Origin of the sequence: Agreia sp., from assembly GCF_964263775.1 — a bacterium.
Lineage (GTDB): Bacteria > Actinomycetota > Actinomycetes > Actinomycetales > Microbacteriaceae > Agreia.
The window spans coordinates 1-12,158 of sequence record NZ_CAXVWM010000012.1 but is presented as its reverse complement, the minus strand read 5'-3'; the positions used below and the strand labels follow the sequence as shown (position 1 = coordinate 12,158).

Below are 12,158 nucleotides of genomic sequence, written 5' to 3'. Positions count from 1 at the left end.
CCCTCAACCGAGAGTGCATGCATACTCGTGCGTCAGCGACGCCATCCTCCCGCTGCCGCGGTGCGCACTACGTACTCCTCGAACGTTCGTGGGGCACGCCCGAGTACCGCGGCGACGTCGTCGGTCGGATCTGCAATGATGCCGCGGTCCATCATGACGAACATCGCAGCGTTGGAACGGGCATCGACCTCGCTCAGACCCGCATTCACCAGCGCCACGGCGTAGTCGTCTGCGGACACGCGACGGTACGTCATGAAAAGCCCGGACGCCCGGGAGATCAGCTCCGTCGCTTCGGCGAAGGTCAGCGCTCGCGGTCCACTCAATTCGTAGGTTTGTCGGGAATGCCTGCTGGGCTCGGTCAGGATTTCGGCCATCACGTCTGCCACATCCTCGAGGTCGATGAAGGGTTCGGGCATCGCTCCGGCAGGCAGGGCCAACTCGCCCGCGACAAGGGGCTCGTGAAAAAGTTCTTCGTCGAAATTCTGGCTGAAGTTCGACGACCGGACCACCGTCCAGCCGAGCTGAGACCCGCGCACCGCATCCTCGGCGGAGAGCATCCCCGCTCCAAAATCCGTGTCGCCCCATTGATCGGCACCACGCCCCGAGAGCAAGACCAGGTGCGTGACACCCGCGGCCTCCGCGCGAGCGACGAAGTCGTACACGGGACCGGGCACGTCCGGAGGAACTATGTAGACGGTCGCGATACCATCCAGAGCGGCGTCCCACCCGGTAGAATCTGCCCAATCGAACGCAGCCTCGCTCGAGCGTGACGCCGCGCGAACGGGCGCACCGAGCATTCGCAGTCGCGCAAGAACACGGCGACCGGTCTTGCCGGTCGCGCCGAGAACAAGAATGCTGTCGTCACCCATGGCAAAAGTCTACGAAAATCCCGGCATCCAGGCAGCCTGTCACCGCTTCGTGATGCCGTCTTTCCAGATGATTTTCAAGATGTTGGGATGCGCATCCGGGCTGGCGATCGACGCAATCTTGCGCGAAAAACGATCGTCGGCGAGTTGACTCACGAGAAATGATGCGACATCCGGTCGTGTGGCGAACGTACCGGGGAGAGGCTCCTCCGACACCTGAAAATTACCCACGTGATCGGCGTCGCAGAGAGCTGGCGGTCGCACGACCGTCCAGTCGAGCTCGCTTGCACGAATCACCTTCTCCATGCGACCCATGTCTTCATAGAGCGTGCGCCCGATGCGCGTGAGAAGCGGCTCGAGCAGGTAGCGAACCGGGAGGGAACCGTGCTGTCGAGTTGACGGATCGACGTTCGCCGAGGTGACACCGATGAGGCGACGCACGCCCTGCTCGGTCATGGCCGCGATGATGTTGTGAGCGCTGGAGGAATACAGCGAGATCGCATGGCGGCTGTAGGGAACCCCGAGCGCGGAGAGAACCGCATCGTGACCACGCACGGCCTCGCCGACTGACGCCGCGTCGGTTGCGTCGCCCTTCACCACTGTCAGTTCAGGATGCGCCAGGGTCAGCGCCTCAGGATGTCGCGTCACCGCGGTGACCGCATGGCCGGCATCGAGTGCCTGCTTCGTGATCTGTTGACCGGTCGGACCGTTGGCACCAAATACGAGAACCTTCATGTCTACCACGCTACCCGTGCCCGTCTCGACGTCCACAACGGGAGGCCCCGGGCCAGCGTGGGTGTAGTCTCCCTCGTCCCGAGGCGCATCGCCCTACCTCGAGGCCGGGGCGTGGTCGGCGAGAAACGGCAAAATCGCGTCGGCGACGGCTTGAGGGTATTGCGCGTGCGGATAGTGGCCCGCGCCCTCGATCATCTGATACCGGCCGACGCCGGAGGGCAGCAGGTCGACGATCGCGGCTGCCTCGGCCTGGGGGTTCGCGAAGTCGGAGTCCTTGCTCCCCATAAGCACGAGTACAGGGCGCTTCACATCGGCCAGACGCGCGCCGGCCTCCGCTTTGCTCGCATTGATCATGCCGCGGGCGGCCTTCATGCGGTCGGGTTCACTCAGGTTGCTGAGCACCGCGGCAAGGTAGGAGTCCCAATCACGGGGCTTTTGCCCGGGGTACGCGACGCCGAGGTACTTGCCCCACGCGGCGACGCTTCCGGCCAGCGCGACCTGCGCCAGCAGCAGCGCGCCGCGCCGGTACGTGCCGTCTCGCAGCATCGCGCCCAAGCTGAATTTCGGCGGACGCGTGAAGGGGGCGATCTCGACGACCGCAGTCACCAGTTCGGGATTGCTCGCGGCTGCGATCGTGGCCGCCCCGGCCGAGAACGACTGGCCCACGAGCACAGCCGGCCCCCCGAGTTGCCGAATGATTTCCACCAGATCGCTGCCGGTGTCTGCGACGTCGTAGGAGTCCCAGCCTGCGCTGGAATCGCCGTGGCCCCGGAGGTCCACGCTCGCGACGCGATAGCCCGCCTCCGCGAGGAGTGGCGCCAGGAAGCGGTAGGTGTTGCGGAGGTCGGCCATGCCGGGGGAGAGGACCACGAGCGGTCCCTCTCCGATCACGTCATAGGCGATGCGGCCACCTGCGATGTCTGCGTACTGGGTTTGTCCTGCTGAGGCGTTCATGAAAATCCTTCTCGTTGTGTGTGTTCATGCGTGCGATGGGGGCGTTGTGCGACGTGCGTCACCAGGTCAAGGGCCGCGGACCGTATCCGAGTGCGCGGTCCAATCCGACGTGAAAGAACCAGGGACCGGCGATGAACACGAGCGACTCGACCGTCACACCAGCTGTCAGCAGCACTCCGTAGGTCGCGAGCAGAACCGAAGGCACGACGTAGTTGTGAGCGAGGTTGTAGGCGATGCCGCCGGCGCGGATTCCGCCGATGTAGCCGAGAAATGAGAAATCCAAGACCAGAAAGAACACGAGCAGCCACCACCAGGCGAACCCGAAGCAGACAAACAGCACGACGGCACCCGCTGCCACCGCTGCTCCTTCGACCCGGTAAAGCGCGGGAACGGGAGTCGATGGCGCCTGTCCCGGCTTACGGTCTGTCGCGGCGGTCATAGTGATCGAGTCCACGTTGCGAGAGCGGCGATCACGCATTCCACCAGGCGCGAGTAGCTGCGTTCGAGATCGAACGGCATCTGAAATGCTCCCTCTGTCTCGAGAGCGACGAAACCGTGCAGCACCGAGCGCAGGTAGCGCGTGGCATCAATGGCGTCGTCGGAGAGGAGACCATAGCCCGCGAGGATAACGACGATGACGTTGAGAATGGCCATCGAGGCGGCCGCGTCTTCGTCGTCGCCCGGCACCGGGGCTCTCATGGTCATGGAGTACTGAGCCGGGTGATTCCGTGCCCAATCACGGTAGGCAATCGCCACCGAAGCAATGGCATCGTCACGTGATTTGCCGATGGCGGCTTGGCCCAGCACGATGCAGAAATCTCTCTTGGCCAGCAGCATTATTCCGCGCTTGATAGCAGGCATCCCGCTGATGTGCTTGTACAACGAGGGGATCCGAACCCCGTAGCTGTCGGCGACCGCCGCCAGCGACAGCTCGCCGATTCCCCGTTCATCGATCAGCTGGGCGGCACGTCTGATGACCGCGTCTCGGCTGAGCCCGGCCCTAGGCATGGTCGGTCGACCGTTCGACATCGCTGACAGCTCGGACCGCCGCCGGGCGCCCGGGAGGGGCGAGACGTGAGTAGGGCGGCATGGAGGGCTCCTCGGTGGATGTCTCGATGCGAGAGTGAACATCCTATGGCTACGCTAATTTGCTATTTAGCTAATGTCAATAGCTTTATCGCCAACCACCCCAAGGTGCATCGCCCGGTCACAGTGTTGCGGCGGTGGTCTCCTCCCAACGGTGATCCGAGACGATTCTGGCCTCCAGCTTCTCGTGTACCAGGTCGGTTCCTGCCCCGACGATGAGCTGTGCGGGAGGGTTCGGTGAGTCGACGAGCGTCACAATGGCGTTCGCCGTTCCTTCCGCGTCGCTGATCGCGAGCTGGTCGAGCAGAGAGGCGTCGCCATCCGGGTCGTGATAGTCGGAGACCGGGGTGGACGGGGGACGCGCGCTGCCTGCGATACCCGTCTGCAGGCGGCCCGGCTCGACCAGGGTGACGGCGATTCCGAACTGTGCGACTTCACCCTTGAGCGCCTCGGAAAGTCCTTCGAGCGCGAACTTCGACATGCTGTAGGCCGCGAGCCCGGGAACGGCCACGACTCCGGCGAGAGAGGAGATCGAGATGATGTGACCCGAGCGGCGTTGCCGCATCTCAGGAAGAACCGCCTGAATCAGGGCCGCCGCCCCCAGCACGTTCGTCTCGAACTGCTCGCGGAGCTGATCGAGCGACACCTCTTCCAGCGCCCCGACCTGGCTGTAGCCCGCCGAGTTGACGATCACATCGATCGAACCGAATCGTGCTCGAGCCGCCTGTACGGCCTTCTCGATGCTCCGGTGATCCGTGACGTCGAGTGCCAGAATTTCTACCTGCGAGTCGTTCACCAGTGCCGGGTCGGCATTATCGGGAACGCGAAGGGTAGCGGCAACATTCCAGTGCGCTCGCCGAAAGGCGAGTGCTGTAGCGAGCCCGAGGCCCGATGAGGTTCCCGTAATCAGAACGGTGCGGGTCGTTGAGGTGGCCTCAGGGGCGGGGTGGGGCGTCATTCTGTAACCTGCGCCGCCCACTCGGGCGCGTTGGCGACGGATGCCTGCGCGATCTGTTCGAGGAGGCCCTCGGGTCGAGCCGGCAGCCGACCGCCCCGCGCCTCGATCTGCGGGTCGAGTCGCTCCCACGCCGCATCCACGAGCTCGCCCGCTCTCGACGAAGCAGTCTGGTCGAGTGCCCCGCCGCGTTTGAGCACGGCACCTGCCACGAGCACGGTGTCTACGTCAGACACGCGGGAGTGCTGCACGAGGGTGGCCATCCGATCGAGCAGAGGCCGGTGATGCAGCTGATCGGCGCGTACGAGCACCAGGTCGGCCGCTTTGCCGAGCTCTATCGACCCGGTGACGTCGCCGAGTCCGAGCGCCTGAGCGCCGCCGAGCGTCGCGTGGTGCAGGATCTCGGCGGGACCGACCTCCACGCCGTGCAGCGCGCCGGTGCCCCACTTGTCGAGAAGGGGCTGGTTCGCCCTCGCGTTTTGCGCCTGCATGCCGAGCCGCATCTGCGTGAAAGCGTCAGCCACGTTGTTGGCCTGAATGTCGGTACCGAGCCCCACCGGGATGCCCAGCTGCGCGGCACGAGCGAAGACGGGGAATCCCATGCCCATCTGGAGTTCGGTCTCGGGCGTGCTCGCGATCGCTGCACCCGAGTCGGCGACGAGCTGCAACTCGTGCTCGCTCGAGGTGTTCATGTGGGCATGCACCTGATGTGTGCCCAAAAGCCCGTCGTGGTGCAGCCAGCTGATCTCCGGCGCACGCTGGGGCGACCAGGTCGAGTTGGTGTGCGAGGTGGTGAGCAGGTCGAGTTCGCGGGCGAGTTCGTACTCCGCCTTGGTCTGTTGCCAGGGAACGCCGCCGATGTCGTTGACCGCGACGCCGAGAGTCACCAGCGCGCTTCTGTCGTTGCTGGAGAACAGCTCGGACCGCAGCGACCGCAGGTCGTTTCGCCGATCGTCATCGGTTGCGAAACCAGACGGTGCGTAGGGAGCGGCAATGAGTCCGTAGGCGAAGATGGCGCGGATGCCGGCATCCTGAATTGCCCGTATGCCCTGGCGAGCGTGCTCGGGCGAGTTGATCGCGTGGCTGAAGTCGAGGGTCGTGGTGATTCCGGCGTCTACCGCCCCCAGCGCTCCGGCGTAGGTGCCGGCGTAGATGTCTTCGGCCGACTCGATCGCCGAGTGATGAAAGCGGATGCCCCAGGAGAAATCGATGATGTCCCAGCCGGCGGTCATGCCCCGCAGGTTGGTTTCCCAGAGGTGGTGGTGGGTGTCCACAAATCCAGGGATCACCGTGGTTCCGGTGGCATCGACCACCTCATCGGCGTTCTCGCGGTCGAGGTCGGCGCCGATCGACGCGATCTTTCCGTCGACGATCAGTAGATCGACGCGCTCGAATCGAGCGTCGCGGGGCGGCCCCAGTAGCACCGTGCCGCCGGCAATGAGAGTCGTCTGAGCGGTCATTTTGTCTCCAATGTTATGGTCTATTACATTGAGAGTACGCCCGCTAATGTGTGAAACGCAAACATTGCGGGATCGTCGTTCGTCTAGGAGATAGGCGGCATACTCACTTCTCAGTGAGGACGAAGCGACGTCTCGATCATCCTGATGGCCGCAGAAAGGTGGTCTTCGAGACTCAGCTCGTCGTCTTCGAGGGCCTGATCGTACGCCGAACGAAAGGCTTCGCTGTAGACGGCGCCGAGGAGATTAGCCTCAACAGAGGGTGTTCCGCGCCCTATCAATGCGCGGGCGATCGACGCTGCCGTGTCTGCCGACTTCGATCGGTCGCGCTCCCGTAGTTCGGGACTCGCCGCGATGACGGCTCGACGTCTCTGCTGGGCGTGTCTATCGATCAGCAATAACCCGCCGACCTCGCCCAGCACACGGATAACGACGTCGGGCACGGGTTCGTCCGCGCTCGCCGCGCGGAGGCGTCGCTCGATTTCAGGTGCCAGGCGCTCTGAGCCGAGAAAAAGAACTTCCCTTTTATCGGGAAAATAGCGAAAGAACGACCGCCGGGTGAGGCCGGCACGTTCTGCTATCTGCGAGATAGTCACAGCGTCGTAGCCGAGCTCGACGAAGAGCCCGATCGCAGCGCGTTGCAGGCGTTCGGCTGCGTCAGGTTCCCAGCGGCCCATCAATCCAGAATACAGTGACGTCTCACAGTGTCATGATATGTATGCTGATGGCACATTGTGTTATGCATTGGAGGGCTTGATGAGAAGCGCACGATCGAACGAGGTCTGGATTGTCGGAGCGACGGGCCGAACGGGGCGGGCTCTCGCACCACGCCTCGCGGCTCATGCTGACGCGAAGGTGGTACTCGTCGGCCGGTCGGTCGCGGGCTTGCATGCGGCGGCCACAGCTCTGGGCCCGGGTGTGCGGGTGGTGGCTCTCGACGGAATGAGTGCCATAATCGACGCGGTTCGGAACGAACGGCCTCGGGTCGTTGTGAACCTGGTCGGCACCTATTCGCAGACAGCGCTCGAGCTTGCGCGCGCATGCATGCCCAACGGTGCCTACATCGATCTCGCGAATGATCTCGACTCCATGCAGGCTCTGCTCGCGTTGCACGACGAGGCCGAGCAGAACGGGTCGACGCTGATCACGGGCGCCGGATTCGGCGTACTCGGCACCGAGGCTGTTGTCGCCCGCCTTTGCGCCGACAGGCCGGTTCCCCACTCCGTGCGAGTGGACGCGCTCGGCTCGTTCGCCTCTGAAAACGGGGTGATGGGGGACGCGTTCGCGCAGACATCCGTCGATGTCATCACCACGGGCGGGCGACAATTTCGCGATGGCCGGCTCGTTCCGGTGCGCCTGGCTTCGAACGTGCAGCATCTGACCCTGCCCGATGGCAGCACGGTCACGTCGGCGGCCGTGCCCTCCGGGGAGCTCCTTGCTGCCCAGCGGGCAAGTGGTGCGGCGAACGTGGACTTCACGTCAGCCCTGGCCCCGACGGCACCCGCAGTTCGCGCCCTGCTACCACTCATGACACGCGTGCTGAAGTTACCCTCCGCGCGGCGAATCATGGTCAAGCAGCTGGCGGCGTCGAGAACTCACGCTGCACCCCGCCCCCGTGTGCACTCGTGGGGCCACGCGATCGTGACCTGGCCCGATGGAACCGTGCGCGAAGGCTGGCTTCGTGCCGGGGACGCCATGGAGTTCACGGCGGACGCCCTGGCCGCCGTCTCCACCGCGATACTCAGCGGCACCGCGCCGAATGGCGCGTTCACTCCTGCGGCGGCGTTCGGCGCACAGATCGCCGTCATTGCCGGCGGCACATTCATCGACCGCTGACTACCACAGGAGGACAAACAGATGACCGAGAATCAGGCTGCGTGGATTCGATCACGTTTCGGCACGTTGCACGCTGGCGAGGCCGAACTGACCGAACCCGGAGAGCGCGAAATCGTTGTTCGAAATTTCGCCGTGTCGATCAATCCCGTCGATATCGCTCCCGCGGTTGCGCGCGCCGTCATCTTTCCGTGGCTGCGCTATCCCGCAGTGCTCGGTTCCGATGTCGCCGGTGAGGTCGTCGCGGTCGGATCACGGGTCACTCGATTCCGAGCCGGGGATCGGGTACTCGGACATGCGCTCGGCGTGGAGCGCTCCCAGAACAGGGCGGCGGAGGGGGCCTTTCAGCGCTTCACCATCCTGCAGGAGCACATGGCCAGCACCCTGCCCGCCCACATGTCCTTTGAACACGGTGCGACGCTTCCCTTGACGCTCTCCACCGCTGCCTGCGGCCTCTTCGAGAAGAATCAGCTCGGGCTGCGGCTTCCGAAACCGATACCCACTCAGAACAAGACTTCGGGCGCAGTCGTGATCTGGGCTGCGGCGACGAACGTGGGAGGGAATGCTGTTCAGCTCGCCGTGAACGCCGGTTACGAGGTGTTCGCGATCGCATCCGCCGCCGCATGCCCGCGCATTCTGTCGCTCGGCGCGCATCACGCGTTCGATCGCCACTCGCCGGATGCCGTCAGTCAGGTCATCGAGGCAGTAGCAGGTCGACCACTGGCCGGGGTACTCGCGATCGGCGAGGGATCCACGAGGGCGAGCGTGCCAATCGCCCGCAGTGCCCAGGGTAGCCGCCGGGTGGCGACCACCTCAGTCGGTCCGGCAACCGCGATTGCTCGGGTCGGAGCCAACCGACGAGGCGTGACCCTCACCACGATCTGGGGCGCCACTCTCAAGGACAACTTCGTGGGGCCCGCGATCTACGCCGACTATCTGCCCCAGGCGTTGGCCAACGGAACCCACCGTGCTCCGACTGAGCCGAGGGTCATCGGCGGGGGAGTGCCTGCTATCCAGACGGGATTCGACACCCTCCGCAGAGGCGTGTCATCGGCCAAGATCGTGATCACCCTGTAGGGCGCGGACCCTTCCGCCCGGTCTTACGTGGGAGCATCCGCGTTGAGGTGTCGCAGATGGCGACTTCGCCGAAGGCGAAGCCGCCAACTTCGTCAACTCACTCGCCGGAGTTGTTCGAGGTGTCGGAGTTGCCCGAGATGTCGACGGCGCCGTCGGAACCGTTGCCGTTTCCCTCGGTGCGCGGACGGGTCTTGCCCTCGTCGACGGCCCGGATGCTGCGGAGATCGTCGTCGAGGCCTCCGTCTCGCGCCATGTCGGCCCGTGCGTGATCTTGACGACCGGCCTCTTTCTCTTCTTCGCTGGCTTCGTTCGCGCCGTCCATGATCGGGGCGTCTTGGGTGTTCTTGTCTGCGGTCATACCCGAATCGTACGACGGTGCGCTGCATGACGGACTCCCCTTGACGGGGTGGTGGCGAAAATCCGGCGACTGCCCCGAGATCGCGGCCCCCACCCGGGCGGCGCGGCTGAAATGGGTGGTCGTGGCCGGCCTGCCCGAGGCTGGGCAGAACACCCGGGTCTACGACGAGTACCTCGGTGCCGTGACCTCGGGCGAATCAGCCGACATCGAGTACCTGGCCGTCAGCCTGGTCGGGCCCAAGAACCGCATCGACGAGATCGTGGGTCGCCTATCGTTGATGGCCTGACAGGCGAGGTGCGCGGCCGATCAGGAGTCGGCGATCGCCCTGTCGAGCCACTCCAGCAGAACCTGCCGCTCGCCCGCGGTCAGCGCGTCGAGCTGCGGCACGACGGCGCGGAACGCCACGGTCGTCGTGAGGCGGTCGTCTGAAACCGGACCCGTCGCATCCGTCAGTATCTGATTGAGAACGGCGTCGTACATCGAGTCGGGCAGTCCGTGATCGCGCAGGTCGGGTGGCGTGGCCAGCAGGGTTTGGATGGCGCCGGTACCTGCTGCCTGGATGATTCCGACGGCGCGGTTCTCGCTGACTCGGAGCCTGCCGGCCGCGGCGACGCGATGGACGCGGGCCTCGAGAATGCGCCTGCCGCGCTGGGCGGCGGGAGAGCTTTCGGCGCGGCCGGGGTCGCTCAGCAGACTGAACAGCACGGGATTGCCGAGGCCGAATTCGATCTGGTTCCGCCAGCCGGAGCGCAGATCGTCGAGCGGGTCGACATTGTCGGAGGTCGCCGCCTCGACGATCGCAGCCTTCGACGCCACGAACTCGCTCATCGCGTGCTCGGCTACGGCTTCGAGCAGGCCGTCTTTGTCACCGAACAATCTGTAGATCGCGGGTGCCTGCACGCCGGCGCCATCTGCGACCGCTCGCGTCGTCACCGCTGCTGGCCCGTCGTGCTGCAGCAGTGCGGCGGCGGCGATGATCCGAGTGCGGGTATCGGCCCGGCCGCGCGTTCGAATCGTCTTTTCCACGGAACGACGATAACACCGGCGTGTTATCGAACTATGTTTCCAGTGATACTCTCGAATTGATTTCATTGATAACACGAAAGGCGTACCCATGATCATTGTCACCGGCGCTACGGGAGCCCTCAACGGAGCAACCGTCGACCACCTGCTCGAGCACGTTTCGGCGAGCGACATCGTCGTCGCCGCGCGCGACATGGCCAAGGCACAGCGCTTCGCCGACCTCGGCATAGAGGTTCGGCGAGCCGACTATGCCGATGCGGCATCGCTGCCCGCAGCCTTCGACGGCGCCGACCAGCTGCTGCTCGTCTCGTCGAGCGACCCGAAGGCCGACGCGGTGAGTCTGCACCACGCCGCCATCGACGCTGCCACGCAGGTCGGCGTCGGGCGCATCCTCTATACCAGCCATCAGGGCGCCTCATCCGACTCCCCATTCGAGCCCTGCCGCAACCACGCCGCAACCGAGAAGCTTCTCGCGGCATCCGGAACCGCCTGGACCTCGCTGCGCAACGGCTACTATGCGCACAGCCTCGCTCGCAGTATCGGCGACTGGCGCGAGACGGGCCTCATCACCGTTCCGGTCGACGGCCCGATATCGTGGACTGCGCGCGAGGATTCCGCCGAGGCGGCGGCCGTGATCCTCGCAGCGGGCCGCGGCTACGACGGGCCCGTCACGCTCACCGCGAGTGAGGCGCCCACGTTCGCCGACGTTGCGGCGATGGCATCGGATGCGACGGGTCGCGACGTGCGGCTCGACGTCGTCGGCGACGACGCATGGATCGCTGCGCAGGTGGCGGCCGGTCAGCCGGAGTTCTTCGCACGCTTCGTGCTGGGAATGTACCAGGCAGCCGACGGCGGCTTTTTCGCGGCAACCGATCCGCTGCTCGCGACGCTGCTCGGCCGCGAGCCTCAGACGGTGCGGCAGCTGCTCGATCGCCCGGCGGCGGCGCAGTAGCGCGACCCGAGGTGTGAGATTCCGCCCGTCGATCGAGCCGGTCAGGGCGGATTCTCAGACCTTGACCCGGCGGGCGATGATGGCCGCGTGCGGGCGATAGCCAGTGCCGGTTCGAGTGTGCGTCTCGACGGTCTCGAATCCGGATGCCCGAAGCCGCTCGGTCAGCTCGGCGACGGGCCAGCGGTAGGCGGTCACAACCGCATGATCGAACGGTTCGACGGCGGCGCCAGTGAAGAACCCGACGAGCAGGAGCCCGGCCGGCCGCAGCACGCGCGCGATCTCGTCGAGGGCCGGGCCGATCGCATCCGGAGCGTGGTGAATGAGCGAGTACCAGGCGAGCACCCCGCCGAGAGAGCCATCGGATGCGCCGAGCGCCTCGAGGCTGCCCGTCGCGAAACGCAGGCGCGGATAGGCGCGACGGGCGTGCTCGACGAACGCGAGCGTGAGGTCGACGCCGCGGATGTCGAGGCCCCGACCGGCGAGAAAGTTCGTCCAGTGCCCGGGGCCGCATCCCGCATCGATCGCCTCGCCCACGACCCGATCGCCCCACGTGCCGATGAGTTCGCGGTCGGACGGGTGCATGAGCTCGACCGTGCCGAGCAGCTCGATGTACTCGGCGGCGCGGGCGGAGTACGCCCCGGCGATGTCGTTCAAGTCGTCACCTCGCGTCTCTGCACTGCGGTGCGTGATTGTCGCGGCCCGTGGCGCGCGCATCCATTGTTGCCGAAACGCTGCCATTCACCCGCAGACGAGCATTAACTGACGAATGGATGGACTCCGTCTCGCGCTTCAGTGGTGGAACGACGGCGTCGACGCCGTTCGGGGCATGGCGGTCTCGAGCGACTCCAGGTACTCGACCTCG

The 12,158-nt window shown here is 65.4% G+C and carries 15 protein-coding genes; 4 read left to right on the top strand and 11 right to left on the bottom strand.

Annotation, left to right across the window (positions count from 1 at the left end; translation table 11 throughout):
* Positions 1 to 32 precede the first annotated feature (32 nt).
* The 8 genes from ACE5CZ_RS01215 to ACE5CZ_RS01180 form a co-directional block, all read right to left on the bottom strand.
* A complete protein-coding gene (locus tag ACE5CZ_RS01215) occupies positions 33 to 869 on the bottom strand; it encodes an NAD(P)H-binding protein (protein ID WP_374945534.1) in 837 nt (278 codons plus the stop codon).
* A 39-nt stretch (positions 870 to 908) separates the two neighbouring features.
* The gene (locus ACE5CZ_RS01210) at positions 909 to 1,601 is read right to left on the bottom strand and encodes an NAD(P)-dependent oxidoreductase (RefSeq protein ID WP_374945533.1); all 693 of its coding nucleotides are present in this window, start codon (positions 1,599 to 1,601) and stop codon (positions 909 to 911) included.
* Positions 1,602 to 1,694: 93 nt separating this feature from the next.
* On the bottom strand, positions 1,695 to 2,555 hold the full coding sequence (locus tag ACE5CZ_RS01205) for an alpha/beta fold hydrolase (protein ID WP_374945532.1): 861 nt from the start codon (positions 2,553 to 2,555) through the stop codon (positions 1,695 to 1,697).
* 58 nt (positions 2,556 to 2,613) lie between these two features.
* Positions 2,614 to 2,994: a DUF4260 family protein gene (locus ACE5CZ_RS01200; RefSeq protein ID WP_374945531.1), complete on the bottom strand. Its 381-nt coding sequence runs from the start codon at positions 2,992 to 2,994 to the stop codon at positions 2,614 to 2,616.
* The gene (locus ACE5CZ_RS01195; RefSeq protein WP_374945530.1) at positions 2,991 to 3,437 is read right to left on the bottom strand and encodes a TetR-like C-terminal domain-containing protein; all 447 of its coding nucleotides are present in this window, start codon (positions 3,435 to 3,437) and stop codon (positions 2,991 to 2,993) included. The genes ACE5CZ_RS01200 and ACE5CZ_RS01195 overlap by 4 nt, the downstream gene beginning before the upstream one ends.
* A gap of 325 nt (positions 3,438 to 3,762) precedes the next feature.
* Positions 3,763 to 4,599 (bottom strand): SDR family oxidoreductase, encoded by an 837-nt coding sequence (locus ACE5CZ_RS01190; protein WP_374945529.1) that lies wholly within the window; start codon positions 4,597 to 4,599, stop codon positions 3,763 to 3,765.
* Positions 4,596 to 6,056, bottom strand: coding sequence for an amidohydrolase family protein (locus tag ACE5CZ_RS01185; RefSeq protein WP_374945528.1), 1,461 nt, complete (start codon positions 6,054 to 6,056; stop codon positions 4,596 to 4,598). The genes ACE5CZ_RS01190 and ACE5CZ_RS01185 overlap by 4 nt, the downstream gene beginning before the upstream one ends.
* 110 nt (positions 6,057 to 6,166) lie before the next feature.
* Positions 6,167 to 6,730 carry a TetR family transcriptional regulator gene (locus tag ACE5CZ_RS01180; RefSeq protein WP_374945527.1) on the bottom strand — a complete coding sequence of 188 codons (564 nt, stop codon included), beginning with the start codon at positions 6,728 to 6,730 and terminating at the stop codon, positions 6,167 to 6,169.
* A gap of 79 nt (positions 6,731 to 6,809) precedes the next feature.
* Here ACE5CZ_RS01180 and ACE5CZ_RS01175 point away from each other — a divergent pair, with 79 nt between their 5' ends.
* Complete coding sequence (locus ACE5CZ_RS01175) at positions 6,810 to 7,889, top strand: saccharopine dehydrogenase NADP-binding domain-containing protein (RefSeq protein ID WP_374945526.1); 1,080 nt, start codon at positions 6,810 to 6,812, stop codon at positions 7,887 to 7,889.
* A gap of 21 nt (positions 7,890 to 7,910) precedes the next feature.
* Positions 7,911 to 8,963 (top strand): zinc-binding alcohol dehydrogenase family protein, encoded by a 1,053-nt coding sequence (locus ACE5CZ_RS01170; RefSeq protein WP_374945525.1) that lies wholly within the window; start codon positions 7,911 to 7,913, stop codon positions 8,961 to 8,963.
* A 97-nt stretch (positions 8,964 to 9,060) separates the two neighbouring features.
* Here the strand turns inward: ACE5CZ_RS01170 and ACE5CZ_RS01165 are convergent, their stop codons facing one another.
* Positions 9,061 to 9,321, bottom strand: a complete 261-nt coding sequence (locus tag ACE5CZ_RS01165) for a hypothetical protein (protein WP_374945524.1) — start codon at positions 9,319 to 9,321, stop codon at positions 9,061 to 9,063.
* A gap of 40 nt (positions 9,322 to 9,361) precedes the next feature.
* Between ACE5CZ_RS01165 and ACE5CZ_RS01160 the strand changes: the two genes are divergently transcribed.
* On the top strand, positions 9,362 to 9,607 hold the full coding sequence (locus tag ACE5CZ_RS01160) for a DUF2000 family protein (protein WP_374945523.1): 246 nt from the start codon (positions 9,362 to 9,364) through the stop codon (positions 9,605 to 9,607).
* A gap of 20 nt (positions 9,608 to 9,627) precedes the next feature.
* Here the strand turns inward: ACE5CZ_RS01160 and ACE5CZ_RS01155 are convergent, their stop codons facing one another.
* Positions 9,628 to 10,347, bottom strand: coding sequence for a TetR/AcrR family transcriptional regulator (locus tag ACE5CZ_RS01155; protein WP_374945522.1), 720 nt, complete (start codon positions 10,345 to 10,347; stop codon positions 9,628 to 9,630).
* 88 nt (positions 10,348 to 10,435) lie between these two features.
* Between ACE5CZ_RS01155 and ACE5CZ_RS01150 the strand changes: the two genes are divergently transcribed.
* Entirely contained in the window at positions 10,436 to 11,296 is an 861-nt protein-coding gene (locus ACE5CZ_RS01150; protein WP_374945521.1) for an NAD(P)H-binding protein, read from the top strand.
* A 54-nt stretch (positions 11,297 to 11,350) separates the two neighbouring features.
* On the opposite strand, the gene ACE5CZ_RS01145 is transcribed toward ACE5CZ_RS01150, so the two are convergent.
* The gene (locus ACE5CZ_RS01145) at positions 11,351 to 11,950 is read right to left on the bottom strand and encodes a class I SAM-dependent methyltransferase (protein WP_374945520.1); all 600 of its coding nucleotides are present in this window, start codon (positions 11,948 to 11,950) and stop codon (positions 11,351 to 11,353) included.
* Between the last annotated feature and the right edge of the window lie 208 nt (positions 11,951 to 12,158).

What these genes read in the sequence shown, in the direction of transcription:
- ACE5CZ_RS01215 (WP_374945534.1), bottom strand. Translation starts at nt 869, where the DNA reads ATGGGTGACGACAGCATTCTTGTTCTCGGCGCGACCGGCAAGACCGGT.
- ACE5CZ_RS01210 (WP_374945533.1), bottom strand. Translation starts at nt 1,601, where the DNA reads ATGAAGGTTCTCGTATTTGGTGCCAACGGTCCGACCGGTCAACAGATC.
- ACE5CZ_RS01205 (WP_374945532.1), bottom strand. Translation starts at nt 2,555, where the DNA reads ATGAACGCCTCAGCAGGACAAACCCAGTACGCAGACATCGCAGGTGGC.
- ACE5CZ_RS01200 (WP_374945531.1), bottom strand. Translation starts at nt 2,994, where the DNA reads ATGACCGCCGCGACAGACCGTAAGCCGGGACAGGCGCCATCGACTCCC.
- ACE5CZ_RS01190 (WP_374945529.1), bottom strand. Translation starts at nt 4,599, where the DNA reads ATGACGCCCCACCCCGCCCCTGAGGCCACCTCAACGACCCGCACCGTT.
- ACE5CZ_RS01185 (WP_374945528.1), bottom strand. Translation starts at nt 6,056, where the DNA reads ATGACCGCTCAGACGACTCTCATTGCCGGCGGCACGGTGCTACTGGGG.
- ACE5CZ_RS01180 (WP_374945527.1), bottom strand. Translation starts at nt 6,730, where the DNA reads ATGGGCCGCTGGGAACCTGACGCAGCCGAACGCCTGCAACGCGCTGCG.
- ACE5CZ_RS01175 (WP_374945526.1), top strand. Translation starts at nt 6,810, where the DNA reads ATGAGAAGCGCACGATCGAACGAGGTCTGGATTGTCGGAGCGACGGGC.
- ACE5CZ_RS01170 (WP_374945525.1), top strand. Translation starts at nt 7,911, where the DNA reads ATGACCGAGAATCAGGCTGCGTGGATTCGATCACGTTTCGGCACGTTG.
- ACE5CZ_RS01165 (WP_374945524.1), bottom strand. Translation starts at nt 9,321, where the DNA reads ATGACCGCAGACAAGAACACCCAAGACGCCCCGATCATGGACGGCGCG.
- ACE5CZ_RS01150 (WP_374945521.1), top strand. Translation starts at nt 10,436, where the DNA reads ATGATCATTGTCACCGGCGCTACGGGAGCCCTCAACGGAGCAACCGTC.